General features: G+C 68.9%; 16 protein-coding genes. 6 read left to right on the top strand and 10 right to left on the bottom strand.

What is annotated here, in order from left to right; translation table 11 throughout:
• Positions 1 to 27: 27 nt before the first annotated feature.
• The 4 genes from glmS (at position 28) to PSV00_RS08725 (ending at position 5047) form a co-directional block, all read left to right on the top strand.
• Positions 28 to 1842: a glutamine--fructose-6-phosphate transaminase (isomerizing) gene (glmS, locus tag PSV00_RS08740; RefSeq protein ID WP_300446150.1), complete on the top strand. Its 1815-nt coding sequence runs from the start codon at positions 28 to 30 to the stop codon at positions 1840 to 1842.
• 92 nt (positions 1843 to 1934) lie between these two features.
• Entirely contained in the window at positions 1935 to 2813 is an 879-nt protein-coding gene (locus tag PSV00_RS08735; protein WP_300446148.1) for a UTP--glucose-1-phosphate uridylyltransferase, read from the top strand.
• A 75-nt stretch (positions 2814 to 2888) separates the two neighbouring features.
• The gene (locus PSV00_RS08730) at positions 2889 to 4121 is read left to right on the top strand and encodes an NAD-dependent epimerase/dehydratase family protein (protein WP_300446146.1); all 1233 of its coding nucleotides are present in this window, start codon (positions 2889 to 2891) and stop codon (positions 4119 to 4121) included.
• 5 nt (positions 4122 to 4126) lie between these two features.
• Positions 4127 to 5047, top strand: coding sequence for an SDR family oxidoreductase (locus PSV00_RS08725; protein ID WP_300446144.1), 921 nt, complete (start codon positions 4127 to 4129; stop codon positions 5045 to 5047).
• Between the two features lie 66 nt (positions 5048 to 5113).
• Here PSV00_RS08725 and PSV00_RS08720 read toward each other — a convergent pair whose 3' ends face one another.
• From PSV00_RS08720 to PSV00_RS08680, 9 genes are all read right to left on the bottom strand, one after another.
• On the bottom strand, positions 5114 to 5731 hold the full coding sequence (locus PSV00_RS08720; protein WP_300446142.1) for an EipA family protein: 618 nt from the start codon (positions 5729 to 5731) through the stop codon (positions 5114 to 5116).
• A gap of 144 nt (positions 5732 to 5875) precedes the next feature.
• Positions 5876 to 8284, bottom strand: coding sequence for a phenylalanine--tRNA ligase subunit beta (gene pheT / locus PSV00_RS08715; protein WP_300446140.1), 2409 nt, complete (start codon positions 8282 to 8284; stop codon positions 5876 to 5878).
• Positions 8285 to 8293: 9 nt separating this feature from the next.
• On the bottom strand, positions 8294 to 9370 hold the full coding sequence (gene pheS, locus PSV00_RS08710; protein ID WP_300446138.1) for a phenylalanine--tRNA ligase subunit alpha: 1077 nt from the start codon (positions 9368 to 9370) through the stop codon (positions 8294 to 8296).
• Positions 9371 to 9447: 77 nt separating this feature from the next.
• The gene (locus PSV00_RS08705) at positions 9448 to 9651 is read right to left on the bottom strand and encodes a dodecin family protein (protein ID WP_300446136.1); all 204 of its coding nucleotides are present in this window, start codon (positions 9649 to 9651) and stop codon (positions 9448 to 9450) included.
• Between the two features lie 139 nt (positions 9652 to 9790).
• Positions 9791 to 10147 carry a 50S ribosomal protein L20 gene (gene rplT, locus PSV00_RS08700; protein ID WP_300446134.1) on the bottom strand — a complete coding sequence of 119 codons (357 nt, stop codon included), beginning with the start codon at positions 10145 to 10147 and terminating at the stop codon, positions 9791 to 9793.
• 109 nt (positions 10148 to 10256) lie between these two features.
• Positions 10257 to 10454 (bottom strand): 50S ribosomal protein L35, encoded by a 198-nt coding sequence (rpmI, locus tag PSV00_RS08695; protein ID WP_300446132.1) that lies wholly within the window; start codon positions 10452 to 10454, stop codon positions 10257 to 10259.
• 218 nt (positions 10455 to 10672) lie between these two features.
• Positions 10673 to 12634, bottom strand: a complete 1962-nt coding sequence (locus tag PSV00_RS08690; RefSeq protein ID WP_300446130.1) for a S9 family peptidase — start codon at positions 12632 to 12634, stop codon at positions 10673 to 10675.
• 203 nt (positions 12635 to 12837) lie between these two features.
• Positions 12838 to 13359: a translation initiation factor IF-3 gene (infC, locus tag PSV00_RS08685; protein WP_300446211.1), complete on the bottom strand. Its 522-nt coding sequence runs from the start codon at positions 13357 to 13359 to the stop codon at positions 12838 to 12840.
• Positions 13360 to 13482: 123 nt separating this feature from the next.
• Positions 13483 to 14460, bottom strand: coding sequence for a glycosyltransferase family 9 protein (locus PSV00_RS08680; RefSeq protein WP_300446129.1), 978 nt, complete (start codon positions 14458 to 14460; stop codon positions 13483 to 13485).
• Positions 14461 to 14531: 71 nt separating this feature from the next.
• On the opposite strand from PSV00_RS08680, the gene PSV00_RS08675 reads away from it, so the two are divergent.
• Positions 14532 to 15302, top strand: a complete 771-nt coding sequence (locus PSV00_RS08675) for an alpha/beta hydrolase (protein ID WP_300446128.1) — start codon at positions 14532 to 14534, stop codon at positions 15300 to 15302.
• Positions 15303 to 15321: 19 nt separating this feature from the next.
• Here the strand turns inward: PSV00_RS08675 and PSV00_RS08670 are convergent, their stop codons facing one another.
• Entirely contained in the window at positions 15322 to 16524 is a 1203-nt protein-coding gene (locus PSV00_RS08670) for a M23 family metallopeptidase (RefSeq protein ID WP_300446127.1), read from the bottom strand.
• Positions 16525 to 17071: 547 nt separating this feature from the next.
• On the opposite strand from PSV00_RS08670, the gene PSV00_RS08665 reads away from it, so the two are divergent.
• Complete coding sequence (locus tag PSV00_RS08665) at positions 17072 to 20224, top strand: YdbH domain-containing protein (RefSeq protein ID WP_300446126.1); 3153 nt, start codon at positions 17072 to 17074, stop codon at positions 20222 to 20224.
• Positions 20225 to 20280 lie beyond the last annotated feature (56 nt).

The raw sequence follows: 20280 nt of genomic DNA, 5'->3' as shown, positions 1-20280 counted from the left end.
GGTCATCAATTTCCGGGGAAAGACATCATGTGCGGCATCATCGGAGTCACCGGTACCGGCCCTGCGGTCCCGCGGATCATCGACAGCCTGAAGCGGCTGGAATACCGCGGCTATGACTCGGCCGGGATCGCCGCCCTGGTCGACGGCCGAATCGAACGTCGCCGCGCCAAGGGCAAGATCCGCGAGCTGGAGGCCGTTCTGCTGGCCGAGCCGCTGGCGGCGACCATCGGCATCGGCCACACCCGCTGGGCCACCCACGGGGCCCCGACCACGACCAATGCCCATCCGCACCAGGCCGGGCGGGTCGTGCTGGTCCACAACGGCATCATCGAGAATTTCGCCGAGCTGAAGTCCGAGCTGGCCGTGGCCGGCCGCGTGTTCGAGAGCCAGACCGACACCGAGGTCGTGGCCCATATGCTGGATGAGGCCCTGAAGACGGACACCAATCCCGTGACGGCGTTCAAGTCCGTGCTGGACCGGCTGACCGGGGCCTATGCCCTGGCGGTGCTGATCGAGGGCGAGGACGGGCTGATCCTGGGGGCCCGGCGCGGCAGCCCGCTGGTGGTCGGCTGGGGTGAGGGCGAGATGTATCTGGGCTCGGACGCCCTGGCGGTCGGCCCCTTCACCCAGAAGATCAGCTATCTGGAAGAGGGCGACTACGTCGCCGTCAGCCGGGACGGCGCGCGGATGTTCGATGTCGACGGGACCGAGGTGAAACGCCCGATCGTCCAGGTCTCGGCCTCCTCGGCCATGGTCGAGAAGGGCGAATACCGGCATTTCATGGAGAAGGAGATCCATGAGCAGCCCGACAGCGTGCAGCGGACCCTGTCGGAATATCTGGACTTCGTGAACGGCCGGGCCAAGACCCCCGCCATCGACTTCACCGCCATCGACCGCATCCAGATCGTCGCCTGCGGCACCGCCTTCTATGCCGGCCAGATCGGCCGCTATGCCTTCGAGCGGCTGGCGGGTCTGCCGTGCGACGTCGAGATCGCCTCGGAGTTCCGCTACCGCGAACCGGCCGTGACCCCGGGAACCCTGGCCGTGGCCGTGTCCCAGTCGGGCGAGACGGCCGACACCCTGGCCTGTCTGGCCTGGTGCAAGGCGCACGGGCTGAAGACCGCCGCCCTGGTCAATGTCCATTCCTCGTCGATGGCCCGCGAGGCGTCGCTGCTGTGGCCGACCCATGCCGGCCCCGAGATCGGCGTCGCCTCGACCAAGGCCTTCACCGCCCAGGTCGCGGCCCTGCTGGCCCTGGCCGTCGCCGCCGGCGTCGCCCGCGGTCGGATTGACGCCCCCACCGAGGCCGAACTGGTCAAGGCCCTGTTCGAGGCCCCGCGCCTGATCGCCGAGGCCCTGCAGATGGACGGCGACCTGCGCGAGGTCGCCGTCGACATCGCCAAGGCGACCGACGTCATCTTCCTGGGCCGGGGGCCGATGTTCCCCCTGGCCATGGAGGGGGCGCTGAAGCTGAAGGAGATCAGCTATATCCACGCCGAGGGCTATGCCGCCGGCGAGCTGAAGCACGGCCCCATCGCCCTGGTCGACGAATTCACCCCGATCGTGGCCCTGGCCCCGATGGACGATGTGTTCGAGAAGACCGCCTCCAACCTGCAGGAGGTGGCCGCGCGCGGCGGTCCGGTGATCATGATCGCCCCGACCCGCGCCCCCGATCCGCACGGGGCCGGCATCCGCCGCATCGCCGCCCCCGACTGTCATCCGCTGATCGCGCCGCTGGTCTATGCGGTGCCGATGCAGCTGCTGGCCTATTACACGGCCGTGCAGAAGGGCACCGACGTCGACCAGCCGCGCAACCTGGCCAAGTCGGTGACGGTGGAATAGCGGCGCTCAAGCCCGCTCCGACGAAATCGGGAGGGGTACGAAGTTTCGCATTGGGCGCTAGGGTGCCCGCAAGAACCGACTCAGGACCTCCCATGACCTCCACGCCCCGCCGTCTTCGCAAGGCCGTCCTGCCCGTCGCCGGCCTGGGCACCCGGGTCCTGCCCGGGACCAAGACCACGCCCAAGGAACTGCTGAACGTCGTCGACCGGCCCATCCTCAGCTATATCGTCGAGGAGGCCCGCGAGGCCGGGATCGAGCATATCGTCTTCGTCACCGGCCGCTCGAAGGGCGCGATCGAGGACTATTTCGATCACCAGATCGAGCTGGAGGCCCAGCTGCTGGCCAAGGGCAAGACCGAGATCCTGGCGGCAATGAACGCCGAACTGGCCACGGCCGGCGAGATGAGCTTCACCCGCCAGATGCAGCCGCTGGGCCTGGGCCACGCGATCTGGTGCGCCCGCGACATCATCGGTGACGAGCCGTTTGCCGTGCTGCTGCCGGACGTCATCGTCGATTCCCGGCCCGGCGCGCTGAAACAGCTGGCCGGGGTCTATGCCCAGGTCGGCGGCAATGTCATCGGCGTCGAGGCCGTGCCGGACGCGGACACCCATAAATACGGCATCGTCGACCCGGTCGATCGCGACGGTCGCAACATCCGCATGCAGGGGATGGTCGAAAAGCCCGCCCGGGGCAGTGCCCCGTCGAACCTGTCGATCTCGGGTCGCTACATCCTGCAGCCGGAGATCTTCGACATCCTCGAGACCCAGGAACGCGGGGCCGGTGGCGAGATCCAGCTGACCGACGCCATGGCCCGGTTGATGAAGGACCAGGGCTTTACCGCCGTCGAATACGAGGGCGTGACCCATGACTGCGGCGACAAGATCGGCCTGCTGCGGGCCAATGTCGCCCTGGCGCTGAAGCGGCCCGATCTGGGGGCCGCGGCGCGCGCCGCCATCACCGCCCTGCTCTAGGTCCACCGCTGCGCTTTGCCCGCGCCCGCGCTTGGGCTAGTCAGGGAGCCCTGTAGCAATGAGGGTTTGAGCGAGATGCGTGTACTGGTTCTGGGTGGTGACGGGTTCTGTGGCTGGCCGACGGCGCTGCACCTGTCGGCACGGGGCTGGGACGTGACCGTCGTCGACAACCTGTCACGCCGCAACATCGACAATGAGCTGGAAGTCCAGTCGCTGACGCCGATCCGCACCATGGGCGAGCGGATCGCGGCCTGGAAAGACGTGTCCGGCAAGACCATCGATTTCGTCAACATGACCGTCGGCAAGGAGTTCGACCGGCTGGTCGCCCTGATCCGCGAGCTGAAGCCCGACAGCGTGGTGCATTTCGCCGAACAGCGCGCCGCGCCCTATTCGATGAAGTCGGCGCGGCACAAGCTGTACACGGTCGACAACAACATCAACGCCACCAACCATCTGCTGGCGGCCATCGTCGAGAGCGGGCTGGACGTGCATCTGGCCCACCTGGGGACCATGGGGGTCTATGGCTATGCCACCGCCGGCCTGCGCATCCCCGAGGGCTATCTGAAGGTCACGGTCGACACCGACAACGGCCCGACCGAGCAGGAAATCCTGTTCCCGCCCAATCCGGGCTCGATCTATCACATGACCAAGACCCAGGACGCCCTGCTGTTCCAGTTCTACGTCAAGAACGACCGGCTGCGCGTCACCGACCTGCACCAGGGCATCGTCTGGGGCACCCAGACCGAGGAGACCCGGCAGGACGAGCGGCTGATCAACCGGTTCGACTATGACGGCGACTACGGCACGGTGCTGAACCGGTTCCTGATGCAGGCGGCGGTCGGCTATCCGCTGACGGTGCACGGCACCGGCGGCCAGACCCGGGCCTTCATCCATCTGCAGGACACGGTGCGCTGCGTCGAACTGGCCCTGGCCAATCCGCCCAGGCGTGGCGACCGGGTCAAGATCCTGAACCAGATGACCGAGAGCCACCGGGTGCGCGACCTGGCGGCGATGATCGCCGGTGTGACCGGGGCCACGGTCAGCAATGTGCCCAATCCGCGCCTCGAGGCCGACGAGAACGACCTGGTCGTGGCCAATGACCAGTTCCGCGACCTGGGGCTGAAGCCGATCACCCTGGCCCAGGGGCTGCTGGACGAGGTCACCGGCATCGCCCGCCGCTATGCCGACCGCGCCGACCTGGGCAAGGTGCCGTGCGTCTCGTCGTGGAACAGCGCCCGGGCCGAGGCGGTCCAGGCCGGCCCGGCGGTCGTGCCCGCCCCCCGGCCCTCCACAGCGCGCAGCGCCTGACCCGGATGGCCCGTCCAGAGCCCGCCGTCCCCGCGTCCCTGCTGATCTATGGCGGCGGCTGGCTGGGTCAGGCCGTGGCCCGGGCCGTGCTGGCCCGGGGCGGCCATGTGATCGCCACCTCGCGCGATGCCGGACGCCGCGCGCGGCTGGCCGAAGCCGGCATCACCCCGCTGGACCCGACCGACGCGGCCGCCGTGCAGACAGCCGTGGCCGGAGCCTCCGCCATCCTGGTCACCGCCCCGCCCGAGGCCGGGGGCTGCCCCGGCGCGAGCGACCTGATCCCGGCCCTGGCGGCCTCGGGATCGTGGCCGGACTGGATCGGCTATGTCTCCTCGACCGCCGTCTATGGCGATCGCGACGGAGGCTGGGTGTTCGAGGACGACGCCCTGAACGCCGCCAGCCTGGAAGGCGCGCGCCGGGTGCGGGCCGAACAGGACTGGCTGGACGCCGGACAGGGGATGGGGCTGACGGTGCAGGTCTTCCGCCTGCCCGGCCTGTACGGACCCGGGCGGTCGGCGATCGAACGGCTGCGCGACGGCACGGCCCGGCTGGTGCGCAAGCCCGGCCAGGTGTTCAACCGCGTTCATGTCGATGACGTGGTGTCCGGCCTGTTCGCCTCGATGGCGCGGCCCCGGCCGGGGGCCGCCTATAATCTGACCGATGACGAGCCGTGTGCCGCCGAGACGGTGACCGCCTGGACGGCCGAGCGGCTGGGCCTGCCGCGCCCGCCCGAGGTCGACTGGACCGACCCGTCGGTCAGCGAAGGGATGCGGCGCTTCTATCTGGACTCGAAGCGGATTTCGAACGCCCGGGCCAAGGCCGAGCTGGGCTGGTGCCCGCGCTATCCCAGCTACCGCGAGGGTCTGGAAATGCTCATCGCCAACGCGGATCGCGGGCCGGGCCAAACGGAGACAACAGGGACATGACCGTGGCCACATCCGGTACAATCCGGCGATAAGCGGGACAGGCGGGACAAAAGCCCCGCCGACCGGTCAGAACGGCAGCAGGTTGCGCTGGCGGCTGTAGGCCATGGTGCCGACATTGGCACCGAGGCGCAGGCCGACGCCGGTGCGGATCGGGGCCAGGACGATGCCGTCGGCCTGCTGGTAGTTCACACCGAGGCCGCCGATCAGATAGGCGCTGCCCTCGACCCCGGGGTAGCGGCGGTACAGGGCGTCGGGCTGGTACAGGCCATAGACCAGGGTGAAGACGCGGCTGGCATTGCCACCGACGTCCCAGCCGATCGAGATACCCTGCCAGAACACCTCCTGCGAGGCCGAAAGGTCCTTCATATGCAGGGCCCCGCGGCCGTAGCGCAGGCCGATGCCGGCGGCCCCGGCCCCCTCCTCACCGGCGATATAGGCGGTGGGACGGTCGCCCTGTTCGGCGAAGACCCGTTCGATGGCGCTGCCCATGGCCTCGGCGGCGATGCCCAGTTCGCGCGATCCGGCGGCGATCAGTTCGTCGGCGGTATAGGCCGGGGCCTGGGCGTCGGACGAGATCGGATAGCTGGGCTCGGACGGCTGACGCGGGCCCGAGGCGCAGGCGCCGAGCGCGGATCCGGCGGCGGTGGCGGCGAGACCGGACAGGATCAGTTGACGACGATGCATGGCGGGACTCTCTGGCTGTCGACGGAGACGGTCGGCCACGCGACTCGCGACCGGACCCACAGGGTCACCGCCTTTTACGGCAGACTTGCGGCCCCAAGGTTAACGGAACCTTGCCGCGCCGCCGCTCATCCCTGTCAGCGGGCCTCAGGCCCGCAGGGTCGCGCCGGTTTTTTCCGCCGCCGCCACGATCTTCGCCGACAGGGCCTCGATCTCGGCCTCGGTCAGGGTCGCCTCGCGCGGCTGGATCACCACCTCCAGCGCCATCGAGACCCTGCCCTCGGGCACGCCGGGGCCGCGATACAGGTCGAACACCCGGACCTCTGTGATCAGGGTCTTGTCGGCTCCGGTGACCGCCCGGACCAGGTCTGCCGAGGCTGTGCCGTCGGCGACCAGGAAGGCGAAGTCGCGGGTCAGGGGCATTAGATTGGCGAGGCTGGCGGGGCCACGGGCCTTGCCGCCCTTGCCGCGCGGTTCGGGCACCGAGTCCAGCACGATCTCGAAGGCCAGCATCGGGCCGTCGGCGTCCAGCGCCTTGAGCACGCGCGGATGCAGGGCCCCGAATTCGGCGATAACGGTCCTGGGACCCAGTTGCAGCCGGGCCGAACGGCCGGGGTGCCACCAGTCGCGGTTCTGGCCCTGGTTCAGCTGCATCGAGGCCACCGGGGCCCCGATCTGCTCCAGCAGGGCCAGCAGGTCGCCCTTGAGGGCGAACAGGGCATCCTCGCCCGCCCCGGCCCAGTGGCGGGCCGGATGCGGCGCGATCAGGCCGGCGATGGCCGTGCGCTGGTCGCCGGGACCATCGCCCAGATAGACGGGGCCGATCTCGAACAGGGCGGCGTCGGGATGGCCGCGGGCCGCGTTGCGGGCCGCCGCCTGGATCAGGTTGGGCAGGATCGACGGCCGCATGCAGTCGAGGTCGGCGGCGATCGGGTTCTCGAGCACCAGCCGCTCATCACCGCCGCCGAACATTTCGGCGATGGCGCGGCGGGTGAAGGACCAGGTCACGGCCTCGGCATAGCCGAGACCCGCCAGGGCGCGGCGGGCCAGACGGACGCGGGCCTGACGCGGGTTGAGCACCCCCTTCGAAGCGGTGGGCATGTCCGGCAGGGGCGTGTCCGGCAGGGCGTCGAAGCCCTCGATCCGGGCGACCTCCTCGACCAGGTCGGCCGGTCCCTCGACGTCGCGCCGCCACGACGGCGGCGTCACCGACCAGGGCGTGCCGCGGGTCAGGCTGAAGCCGAGCGCCAGCAGAATTTCGGCGATCCGGTCTTCGGTCAGGGACAGGCCGGACAGGCGCTGCACATAGGCGGGGTCGAAGGCGAAGGCGGCCGGGTTAGCCGGGGCCTGTCCGGTGACCACGACCCCGGACGGTTCGCCGCCACACAGGTCGAGGATCAGCCGGGTGGCCAGTTCCAGGCCGGGTACGACCGAGGCCGGATCGACGCCGCGGGCGAAGCGGTACTGGGCGTCGGAATTGATGCCGAGGGTCCGACCGGTCTGGGCCGTGACGATCGGGTCGAACCAGGCGCTCTCGAGGAAGACGTCGGTGGTCGCGTCGGAACAGCCGGTCGACTCGCCGCCCATGACGCCGCCGAGGCCGATCGGGCGCTCGCCCGCCGCATCGGCGATGACGCAGACGGCGGGGTCGGCCGCATAGGTCTTGCCGTCCAGCGCGATCAGATGTTCGGGCTCGCCGGAATCGGTCGCGACCTGTCCGGCGCGTACGACGATCTCGCCACCGACCAGATGGGCCGCGTCATAGACGTGCAGCGGCCGGCAGCGGTCGTAGGTGATCAGGTTGGTGATATCGACCAGCCGGTTGATCGGCCGCAGGCCGATGGCGGTCAGCCGGGCCTGCAGCCATTCGGGCGACGGGCCGTTCTTCACGCCACGGATCATCCGCCCGGCGAAGACCGGACACAGGTCGGGAGCGTCGATCCGCACCGTGATAGGCGACGGGAAGGTGCCGGGCACCGGATCAATGGCCGGGGTCTTCAGCGGGCCGAGGCCGGCGGCGGACAGGTCGCGGGCGATGCCGGCGACACCGAGCCAGTCGGGCCGGTTGGGGGTGACCTCGAAATCGATGACCGGCTCGGCCCCGAACACCTCGGCGGCCGGGGTGCCGACCCTGAGGCTGTCATCAAGGTCGAGGATGCCGTCGCTGTCACCGGCCAGTTCCAGCTCGCCCGCCGAGCAGAGCATGCCGTTGGAGACCACGCCACGCACCGGCTTCTCGACCAGGGTGACGCCCAGACCGGGCACAAAGGCCCCGATCGGGGCATAGATGGTGACCAGTCCCGCACGGGCGTTGGGCGCACCGCAGACGATCTCCTTCATGCCGTCGACGGTCTCGACCTGGCAGACGCGCAGGCGGTCGGCATTGGGATGCTGCACCGCCTCAACGATCCGGGCGACGGTGAAGGGGGCCATGGCCGCGGTCGGGTCGGTGACGTGCTCGACCTCAAGCCCGGCCATGGTCATGGCGGCGGCGATGTCGGCGACAGGGGCTTCGGTCTCAAGGTGATCCTTGAGCCAGGACAGGGTGAATTTCATGTCGTGTCCTCAGCTCAGGCCGCTGGCGGCATTCGGGGCCGCGAAGGCGGAGAAGCCATAGTGGGCCAGCCAGCGGGTATCGGCCTCGAACATCGGGCGCAGGTCGGACACCCCGTATTTCAGCATGGCCAGCCGGTCGACGCCCATGCCGAAGGCGAAGCCCTGGTATTCATCGGGATCGATGCCGCAGTTGCGCAGCACATTGGGGTGGACCATGCCGCAGCCCAGAATCTCGAGCCAGTCGGTACCCTCGTTCAGCTTCAGCTGACCGCCCGAGCGGTCGCAGCGGATATCCATCTCGGCCGAGGGTTCGGTGAAGGGGAAATGGTGCGGGCGGAAGCGGGCGTCGACGTCGTCGACCTCGAAGAAGCGGGCGATGAAATTGGTCAGGGTCGTCTTCAGATGGCCCATGTGGATGTCGCGGTCGATCACCAGACCCTCGATCTGGTGGAACATCGGCGTATGGGTGGCGTCCGAATCCTTCCGGAAGGTGCGGCCGGGCGCGATGATGCGGATCGGCGGCGTCTGCGACATCATCGTGCGCACCTGCACGGGCGACGTATGGGTGCGCAGCACCTTGCGCTCGCCGGTCCCGGGGTCGGGCTTGAGAAAGAAGGTGTCGTGCATTTCCCGGGCCGGGTGTTTGGGCGGGAAATTCAGGGCGGTGAAATTGTGGAAATCGTCCTCGATGTCCGGGCCCTCGGCCACGGCAAAGCCCATGTCGGCGAAGACGGCGATCATCTCGTCCATCACCTGCATGGTCGGATGGACGCTGCCCTTGCGACGCGGCCGGGCCGACAGGGTCAGGTCGACATGTTCGGCCAGCAGGCGGGCGTCCAGCTCGGCGGCTTCCAGTTCGGCCTTGCGGGCAACCAGGGCGGCCTGAACGCGGTCGCGCAGACCGTTCAGCCTCGGCCCCTGTTCGCGGCGCTCGTCGGGGCTCATGGCCCCCATGCCCTTGAGCAGGCCGGAGATGGTGCCGGACTTGCCGAGGGCGGCGACGCGCAGGTCCTCGACGGCGGCCACGGTGGCGGCCCCGCCGATGGCGTTGATGAGGTCGAGTTCGAGTTGGGCGAGATCAGTCATGGTGCCGACCGTCTAACCCGCCGACGCCGTCACGCAAAGCCTTTGCCCCGGACCGAAGCGGCCCGGGGCGCGACGGCTCAGTCGTTGAGGATGAAGGTGATCTTCATATTGACGCGGTATTCGACGATCTTGCCGCCGCGGACGACGACCTTCTGGTCCTGGATCCAGGCCCCCTCGACATTCTTCAGCGTCTTGTCGGCCCGGGCGATGCCCTGGGTGACGGCATCCTCGAAACTGGTGGCCGAGGAGGAGGTGATTTCGGTGACTCGGGCGATGGACATGGAGGGCTCCGTGAGATTCGACCCGGTCGCGACGTAGCGTCGGACGGTCTGAACCGTACGCCGGGGACCCTGGGCCAACGGAAAACGCCCGCCCCGGTTCCCCGGAGCGGGCGTCTGTGTCTTCAGATCGTCCGACAGATCAGGCGGCGAGCGCGCCGCGGACCTTGTCAGCGATGTCCTTGAAGCCGGTGCCGTCCATGGCCAGGGCGGCGAGGACCTTGCGGTCCAGCTCGATGCCGGCCTTGTCCAGTCCGTGCATGAACTGGGAATAGGTGAAGCCTTCGGCCCGGGCAGCGGCGTTGATGCGCTGGATCCAGAGCGAGCGGAAATTGCGCTTGTTGGTCCGACGGTCACGATAGGCATATTGCCCGGCGCGATCGACCGCGGCCTTGGCGGCGCGGATGGTGTTCTTGCGGCGGCCGTAGAAGCCCTTGGCCTGGGCCAGAACCTTCTTGTGCTTGGCGTGGGAAACTACGCCCCTTTTGACGCGAGCCATGTGGCTTTATCCTTGTCTGGGCCCCTGACGCGGCGCTCGTGGCGCTCGGCGATGTCGGGGGCAGTGTTCAAATTCAGTGAAAGAAGATCAGGTCGAACCGCTACGCCGATCAGGCGTAGGGCATGTAGGATTTGATCTTCTTGACGTCGGCGGCGGCCATCAGCTTGGTGCCACGGTTCTGGCGGATATATTTGCTGTTGTGGCTGATCAGGCGGTGACGCTTGCCTGCCACACCGGACTTGACCTTGCCGGTCGCCGTGAATTTGAAGCGCTTTTTTGCGCCTGACTTCGTCTTCAACTTGGGCATTTCTACTCTCTTTTGAGTGGGCTATCGCCCCTTGGACCTTGTGAGCCCCCGGGGTGCAGACCCTTGATTAAGAACCGCCCAGGCATGCCTGTAAGCCCGGCGGTTCGGTACGCGAAGGCGCGGCTTGTAGGCCAGGCCTGAACGGAAGGCAAGATGAGTCTGGGCCTGCCCGACCGGATGCCGCCTCACGGCCGGGGCGCGTGAGGCGGCGGGTCGGATCAGCGGGGCGGGTTGTGCTGCTCGAGGAAGGGGATCAGGGCCTGGAATACCGCCAGGCGGCCCGCGGCGCTCGAGAGCCAGTGGTCCTCGCCCACCAGATCGACCATTTCAACATCCTTGCCGGCCCGACGCAGGGCCGTCGCGAACATCTCCGACTGGGCATAGGGCACGACGCTGTCGTCGCGGCCATGGATCAGCAGGATCGGCACATTGGCATTCTGGACCATCCGGGTCGGCGAGACCTCGGCGAGACTGCCGTCATTGATGCGCGTCGCGCCCATGAACCGCTTCCAGTAGCGCATCACCGGGGTGTCGCGACCGCCGGTCTGGTCCCGTTCCCAGTCCAGCATGCGCGGCAGGTCCGAGACGCCGGCACCGGCGGCGGCACAGCGATAGACGCCCGGGTCGATGGTCGGGCCGGCCATGGCCGCATAGCCCCCATAGCTCCAGCCCCAGATGCAGACCCGCGCCGGATCGGCGATGCCTTCAGCGGCCAGATAGCGGACGCCGTCGGACAGGTCCGTCTGCATCTTGCGACCCCATTCGCCGAAGCCGGCCTCATAATGGGCCTTGCCGAAGCCGACGGAGCCACGGAACTGCGGCTGCAGAACCGCATAGCCGCGCGAGGCCAGCAGCTGGGCCCAGTAGTCGAAGCCCGGCTCGTCGCGCGCCTGGGGCCCACCGTGCGGCATGACGATCAGCGGCAGGTCGGCCACGTCCCGTCCGGGCGGCAGGGTCAGATAGGCGGGGATGTCGGTGCCGTCGGCGGCGGCATAGTGGATGAAGCGCACCTCGCCGATCGCCTCGGCGGGGATGGCCGGATACTGCGACCCGATCCGGACCGCGCGACCGGCGGTCAGGTCGACGAGCTGGTAGGTGCCCGTATCGCCTTCACCCTGGGTCTGGACGATCAGTTTTGTGAAATCGGGCGTCGACGAGACCAGTGAGACATCCTGGTCGGGATAGGCGGCCATGACCGAGGCCCAGGCCCCGCCCATCCGTTCCTCGGTGAACACATATTCCCGGTCATTGTCGCCGAGGAAATAGAAGCCCAGCAGGGCCCCGGTGCGCGGGTGATAGATCGGCGAGGCCTCACCGACATTGCCGAAGGCCAGCTTGCGCGGCTCGCTGCCGTCCAGCGGGATTTCATAGAGGTGATCACCGCCGTCCTCTGGCACCCGGACGATCACGGACTCGTCGGTCCGGCCGAAACCCAGCAGGCTGGGGGTATCGATCATATGGTCCTCGCTGGTCCAGATCTGGGCCAGACCGACCGCGCGCCGGGCGGACACCCACCAGCGCCCCCGGCTGGAGTCCCAGCCGGCCTCCGCCACGGCGCGGCCATCGGGGCCCATCACGCCGTTGAAATCGTCACGCGGGGTGCCGATGCCGGTGTCCAGGTCGACCTCGAAGGTCTTGAGCTGGAATTCCCGATCATAGCTGGTGACGAAGGTCCGCGGCACGCCGTTGACAACATGGACGAACGGCGGCCCGGCCAGAATATTGACCACGCCAGCCCCTCCGGAGATGCGGGTGCTGGCCATATTGGCCCCGCCGCCGACCGTCCGGTTGAGCAGGGCCACAAACCGGCGGGTCCGCACATTGTAGGACTGGGCCGTGTAGAATTCGCGCTCGGTCGCCATGCCGGCGAGATCGGTGAAGCTGGAGGTATAGATCAGCACGTGATCGTCGTCGGCCCAGCGCACGCTGCGGACCTTCTGGGTGCCGATATCGACCACACCCAGGGGCTCGCCGGAAACGGTCTGGACGCCGAGGCGACGACTGGCGCCGACCTGGCCGATGAAGGCGATACGCTCGCCGTTCGGCGAGAGGGCCAGGTTCGACAGGGCCGGCAGGGAGGCATAGGCCTCGATCGGCGGCGGAGCCGGCTGCGCAACCGCAGGCAGGGCCACAGCAGCCGTCAGGGCAAGCGCCCCCGCCGCGAGAAGTGATCGGATCATATTTACCCCTGTTCCGTGCCGGACCGCGGTTCCCGCTGCCCTCCCCACCGGCCGTTTATCGCGCGGCGGGTCCGGTTTGAAAAGCGCTACCGGGACGCGATTTTGCCATAAAATAACCCCGGACGCTCGCCGAACGGAGTTCGGAAACGAAAAACGCCCCGGCCGCAGGGCCGGGGCGTTTGTCTTTATCGGGGTCTATTCCGTCAGCGTGGGGCCAGGATCATGATCATCTGGCGGCCTTCCATGCGGGGCGCATATTCGACCTTGGCGATTTCGTCGAAATCGGCCTGGACCTTGTTGAGCAGTTTCATGCCCAGTTCCGGGTGGGCCATTTCACGGCCGCGGAAACGCAGGGTCACCTTGACCTTGTCACCCTCGTCGAAGAAGCGGTGCATCGCCTTGGTCTTCACCTCGTAGTCGTGCACGTCGATGTTCGGGCGGAGCTTGATCTCTTTCAGCTCGACGACCTTCTGACGCTTGCGCGCCTCGGCCTTCTTCTTCTGTTCCTGGAAACGGAATTTGCCGTAGTCGAGAATCTTGCAGACCGGCGGCTCGGACGTGGACACGATCTGAACCAGATCCATACCCGCCTCCTCGGCGGCCTCAAGCGCGGCCGACGTGGGCATGACGCCCTGCTTCTCACCGTTCTGATCAATCAGCAGAACGCGCGGCGCGCGGATGTCTTGGTTCATGGGCGGCCCGTCCTTGACGGGCGGCTGGTTCATCGGACGGCGAATGGGCGTCGTTTCCTTGTGTGGTCGGAAGGGTAGATGGACTTGCAGGAGAAAACGCACGATCGACGATCGCGTTCTCCAAGGTTCGCTATATGCCCGCGAAAGGGCCTGACTTCAAGGCGCAGCCGGTGACGGCGATGCGATGAAGTCCGCATGCAGGGCCAGGACGGCCGCAAACACCTGATCGACGGACAGGGCCTCGATCGGCGCGAAGGCCCCGCGTCTCTCATTGGAGGCGACGGTGCGGGTGGTCGTGCCCCACGGCCCGTACAGCCACCATTCGGTGGGCCCGAACAGGCCCAGGGTCGGCCGGCCCAGGGCGGCGGCGACGTGCATCAGGCCGGAATCATTGCCGACGAACAGGTCGGCGGCGGCGATGGCATCGGCCGAGGCCAGGATGTCGCCCTTGCCGATGAAGTCGATGCCACGCGGACCGGCCGCCTCGAGGGCCGGGGTGGCCGGAGGCCGGTCACCGGGTCCGCCGACGGCCATGAAGCGCCAGCCGTCGAACCGGGAGTCCGCCTTCAGCCGTTCCACCAGCTCGCCCCAGCGGTCGGCGGGCCAGCTCTTGCCCGGCTGATGGGCGATCGGGGCGAGGGCAAGGATCGGACCGGGGCCGCTGCCGGCGGCGAGTTGCGGCGCGAGCACCGCCCGGCGGTCTGCGTCGGACTGCGCGTCGAGGAAGATCTCGGGCTCCATCGTCCCGGACGCCCCCATCAGGCGCGATACCATCTCGACCTTGCGCACCCCGGTTTCCCAGCGGCGGTTGTAGACCACGCGTCGCCGGGCCGGGATCAGATAGCTGAGCGCCGAGCCGCGAATGTCGATGACCAGGTCCCAGCGCGTGCCGACGACCTGTTTCCACAGGTCAAGCCAGTGGCCGGCCGCCTTCTTCTTGTCGAGAATGATGACCCGCTCGACGCCCGGGGCCGAGCGGAACAGCGGGGCCGGCGGACGGCCGCAGGCGACGGTGATCGCCGCCCCCGGCAATTGCCGTCCGATCTCGCGAATGATGCCCGAGGAGATCACGCAGTCGCCGATGCGGTTGGAGGTGACGAACAGCACCTTCGGGGCGTTCCTGGAGTCGGGCACGTGCATTCGCCTTCGCTTCATCGGTCAGGGTTCGCTATCAGGCCGGGAACGATTGGGCGAGAGGAACGGCCATGAATGACGACACGATCCGCTATCTGACGCGCCCCGACGGCGAGCGACTGGCCTTTCGCGCCACCGTGGGGACGGCCCCCACCGTCGTCTGGATCGGTGGCTTCCGATCGGACATGGAAGGGACCAAGGCCCTGGTGCTGGAAGCGGCGGCCCGCGAGCGCGGCTGGACCTTCGTGCGCTACGATCATTTCGCCCACGGTCGGTCGTCGGGGGACTGGCGGCAGGCGACGATCGGGCGCTGGCGCGAGGACGCGGTGGCCCTGATCGACAGTCTCGACGGGCCGGTCATCCCGGTCGGATCGTCGATGGGCGGCTGGATCGCCCTGCTGCTGGCCCTGGCCCGGCCGGAGCGGATGGCCGGACTGGTGCTGGTCAATCCGGCCCAGGACTTTACCGAACGGCTGATGTGGCCCGGCCTGGCCGACCACGAGCGGCAGGCCATCCTGCGCGACGGCGAGACGGTGATCGTCGAGGAGGGACCGGGTCCCTATGTCCTGACGCGGGCGATGTTCGAGGAGGCCCGGACCTGGCTGTTGCTGGACGGGGCGATCACCCTCGCCACCCCGGTTCACATCCTGCAGGGACGGGCCGATGCTGTTGTGCCGTGGCGACACGCCCTGGCCCTGACGGAACAGCTGACCGGGGGGGATGTACGGCTGGATCTGATCGAGGGCGGCGATCATCGGCTGTCCGGTCCGGCGGACCTCGAGCGGCTGATCGCGGCGGTCGAGGCCATGCGGACGCGCGGCCAGGCCGGGTCGATTCGCTGAAGGGGCGGGAGTGCGGGCCCTAGGCGCGGGCGGGACGCAGACCTTCGACCGAGGCTTCCAGCACCGCCGGCTTGCGCTCACCGCCGGCGGCGATGATGCGATCGATCCGGGCCTTTTCGGCGCGGAAGGCGGCCAGGTCAGACCCTGACAGGATCGTGCCCTCGGAGGTGCGGATGCCGGCGGGGTTGATCCGCTGGCCGTTGCGCCAGATCTCGTAATGCAGGTGCGGTCCGGTGGAGGCCCCGGTCGAGCCGACATAGGCGACGACCTGGCCCTGGCGGACGCGCTGGCCGGCCCGGATGCCCGAACCGTAACGCGACAGGTGGCCGTAGCCGCTTTCCAGTCCGTTGGCGTGGCGGATCCGCAGCCAGTTGCCGTAGCCGCCCCAGCGCCGGGCCTCGACCACCACGCCGTCGGCGGGGGCGATGACCGGGGTGCCGGTGCCGGCGGCGAAATCCATCCCCTGGTGCATCTTGCGATAGCCGGCGATCGGATGACGACGGAAGCCGAAGGTCGAGGAGATGCGGAAGCCCCGGTCCAGCGGCGTGCGCATCATGGTCGAGCGCATATTCTTGCCGGTGGCGTCGAAATACTGGGCCTCACGTTCGCCCGGAACCTTGAAGCGGTAGAAGACCACGCCCTTCAGCTCGGCATAGAGCAGGTCGCCGGAGCTGACCGTGCGGCCGTTCTCGGTCACCGAGCGGGGGAAGACGAAGGTATAGTCGTCACTGGCGCGGACATCGCGGTCCAGATCGAATTTGTGGGCGAACAGCTGGATCGCGCGACGCCGGACCGCAGCCGGGGCCCCGGCCCGCTGGGCAGAGGACGACAGGGATCCGCGGACCTCGCCGTGCAGGACCACGGTTTCGTCGGTCACCTTCTCGTCGAGCGCGCGCAGGCGCAGCGCGCCGTCGAAGCTGCGTGACACGGTGAGCTGGCTGGCCGGACCCGTACGCATGGTCAGGCCGATCAGACGGGCGTCGCCGCGACCGGCGCGGGGCTGTGAGATGGCGGTTTCGAAACGGAGGCCGGCGCGAAGATCCTTGAGATCAAAGGCACTGGCGATGGTCGCGGCGACGGCACTGGCCTCCTCGGCACCGATGCCGGTGCGGCGGACAGCCTGTTCGAACGTCTCGCCGCGGCGGATCTGGACGGGGATGGCCTCCGGGGCCGTCAGCCCCTCGGGCATGCCGGCCGTCGCAAAGGCCTGGGCCTCAAGCACGGAAAATTCTTGCTGGGTCAGAGACGGAGCCTCTACCGCATGAGCGGGTTGGTAAACCCGTCCAGCGAGCAGCGCCACCGAGATCGCGGCCACCGCCGTGAGGGCGTGCGGTGCGATACGCATCGGCTGGCGACGTGGGTCGAACTGAGCCATCGGTCCCCGACATACTACGACGCCACACGGCGCCAAGTCACTTCAAGCAAGGATCGCGCCCAGGAGCCCCATGGGTCGCGAAGCGAGCGATATAACCCGTCAAATCCATCATGGGAAGCATCAGGGTTACAAATGATTAACCGCTGTCCGTTTCAGCGGTATTACAGGCACCAACATGGCGTCCCCCGCCGGGAGCGAACAGTCTATTCACGGCGTTAGGGTAAAAATCGCGCCTCCAACGACTCATCCGCCCGTCCCGTTACCGCAGCCGAACTGAAAGTGTCTGAAGTGCAACGCTACAGTGTTCAATCAGCAACGTTAGTGATGCTGTCTATGGCAGGAATGCTCATCTGTTCCGCCACCGTCCCACTTCAGGACTCCGATGGATCAACCGGTGAGTGACGCCCCCCGCCCGACCGCCCGACGGGCGCAGACGGGACGCGGTCGCCGCGTCGCCGTGGGGCTGGTCGCCGGCCTTCTGATCCTGCTGGCCGCCCTCTATCTCAACCGCCGGTCGGTAACCCGCGAGGTCCTGGTCGGCTGGCTCGAGAGCCAGGGGGTCGAGGCCGATGTCACGGTCGACCGCGTCACCCTGGACGGCATCGTCGCGCGGGTGCGACTGGGGCCGGCCGAGGCCCCCGATCTGGTGGTGGACCGGGTCGAGGTCGACTATGGCATCACCCTGCCCTGGTCGTCCGGCGGTGCCGGCCTGACCCCGGATCGCATCCGTCTGGTGCGGCCGGTCATCCGGGCCGGCTGGCACGACGGCAAATTGTCGTTCGGATCGCTGGATCCGATGATCACCCGTCTGATGGCCCGGCCGCCCAGCGACGTGACCCCCGGGCCCCGCATCCTCGTCGAGGGTGGACAGGTCCGGCTGACCACCGACCAGGGGCCCGTCGCGCTGCGCGCCGACGCCCGTGTCGAGGACGGCCGGCTGATGCAGCTGACGGCCGTGCTGCCGGCCCAGCCGCTGGGCCGGGACGGCGATCTGGCCCGGGGACTGGGCGGGACCCTGAGCCTGATCACCACCGGTGACCGGATGGCGCTACGACTGGCCGCAACCGCGGACCAGGCGGATCTGCAGGGCTGGAGCGGGCGCGGTCTGCGGCTGACCGCGACCGGGGACCTGCCCTATCCGGACAGCAAGGCCAGACAGATGACCGGCCGGGCGATGCTGAACGCCCGGCTGACGGGTGACCGGATCGGGGGCAACGGCATTGAGGCCGGGGCGGCCGTGGCCAGCCTGGACTTCGCCGGACAGGTCGAGGGCTGGACCAATGCCGTCAAGGTCGCGGGCCAGAGCGACCTCGGCCTGACGGCCGACCGGATCGAGGGTCAGGACCTCGACCTTCGGACCGTGCGGCTTGGCCTGACGGAAGCCCGCACCGAGGTCGATCATAATGATCGCGGCCTGGCCTGGCGTCTCGACGGTGCCGCGAACCTGCGCGCCGCCCGGGCGCGCGGCGCGGGGGTGGACGGCACCGGCCTGGACCTGGGCGGATCACGCTTCACCGTCGGCGGCCGGGGCGCGGCGGTCGAGGCCAGCGGGCCCGTGCGACTGACGGCGCGGCAACTGGTGTGGAGCGACCTGAGCCTGAAGGATGTGGCCGGAGCGCTGGATCTGGATCTGATCTTTGACGCCGGGCTGCGGCTGGATGCGACGGGATCGCTGCAGGCGGCCCACGGGGCCTGGCCCCTGTTCGGGACGGTCAGGGCCGACGACCTGCCGGATCTGGCGGCGATGAAACAGGCCCTCGGCGACTTTTCGCTGAGCGCGCCGGGCCTGACCCTGTCGGCCGGCGAGCCCGGGGTGCGGGTGGTGATGGACCGGCCTGTGCGGCTGGTCCCGGCCAGCGGCGGGGTGCTGACCCTGACCCCGGCGGCCGGACCGGTCTTTGCCGCCCCCAGCGGACAGGCGGGCGGCGGGTCGCTGAACCTGACGGCGACGCGCGGACCGGGCCTGCCCGAGGCGGAGTTCGCGATTCCGGCCTGGGGACTGACGCCCGGTGGCTTCCGCGCCGAGCTGGACGGGCGCGCGGCCCTGGACTTCGACCTGGCGCGCGGCCTGACCCTGCAGACCCGGGGCGTGCTGGCCTCGAACCGGGGCACACTGACCTACAGTTCCACCGGCTGCGTCGCGACGACGGTGGCGCGGCTGGAGCTGGGCGACAATGACGTCACCGGAATCACCGGCGACCTCTGCCCTGACGGACGGCCGCTGGTCACCGTGGCCGACGGCCGCTGGCAGGCCGGGGGCGCGCTGCGCGGGGTGAGCGCCGAAGCCCCCTTCCTGGCCATGCGTTTCGCCGACGTCGCCGGGGCCCTGAGCGCGACCGGAGGACCGGCCGGGATCGGCCTCGACACCCGGATCGACGCGGCGCGGGTCGCCGACACCGCCAGCCCGGTGCGTTTCTATCCGGTCGACGCCTCGGGCGCGGCGCGGCTGGAGGACCAGAATTGGCGCGGTACCTTCGACCTCGAGCGTGGCGGGCATCGTCTCGGGCGGCTGGTGCTGGCCCATGACGGACGCAGCGGGACCGGCGGCATCGACATCACCACCCCCGACCTGGTCTTTGCCGAGGGCGGGTTGCAGCCGGCCGAGCTGACGCCGCTGGCCGAGCTGCTGGGTCCGCCGGTGACCGGGACGGCCCGGTTCGAGGGGCGGATCGACTGGGCCGCCGACAGCGAGGGTTCAAGCTCGGGCCTGCTGACCGTGCCCGGGATCGATTTCACCAGCCCCGCCGGACGGGTGACCGGGCTGAAGGGCGACATCGCCTTCACCAGTCTGACCCCGCTGGTCACCGCCCCCGGCCAGGTGCTGACCGCCAACCGGCTGGAATCCTTCGCCCCCCTGACCGACCTCGACCTGACCTTCGGCCTCGACGCGGCGACGATCAGCGTCGCGGGCGGTGAGCTGGTGGTGGCGGGCGGGACGATCCGGCTCGAGCCCTTCAGCCTGCCGCTGGACCGCAACCTGCCCTTCACCGGGGTCATCGTGCTGGACCAGGTCCAGCTGGGCGAGATCATCGCCGGGGCCGGGTTCGGCGACCGGGTGCAGATGGACGCGGTCGTGTCCGGCCGCCTGCCCTTCGTCTCCGACCCCGCCAGCGGGATCAAGGTCACCGGCGGCTCGCTGTTCGCGGCACGGCCGGGGCGGCTGTCGATCCAGCGCTCGGCCCTGAGCGATCTGGAGGCCGGCGGCGGCGGGGCGGTACCGCCGTCGACGGTCGAGGACCTGGCCTACCAGGCGATGGAGAACCTGGCGTTCGACGTGCTGACGGCCGAGGTCAACAGCCTCGACGAGGGCCGGCTGTCGGTGCTGTTCCATATCAGGGGCCGCCACGACCCGCCGCAGAAGCAGGAAATCCGGCTGACCCTGTCCCAGCTGATCCGGCGCGACTTCCTGAAGGAGACCCTGCCCCTGCCGTCGGGCACGGCCATCGACCTGACCCTGGACACCACCCTGAACGTCAACCAGCTGGTCAATGACCTGCTGGACCTGAACCACGCCCGTAACGGCGGGGTCGGGCCACGCCTGCCCTGAGCGTCACCGTTCAGGACCCATTCACCCCGACTCGCGTTACATCACCGCAATCGCAC

Origin of the sequence: Brevundimonas sp., from assembly GCF_029945885.1 — a bacterium.
Taxonomy (GTDB): domain Bacteria; phylum Pseudomonadota; class Alphaproteobacteria; order Caulobacterales; family Caulobacteraceae; genus Brevundimonas.
Note: the sequence above shows the minus strand (reverse complement) of the source record. Positions and strands in the feature narration are given on the sequence as shown.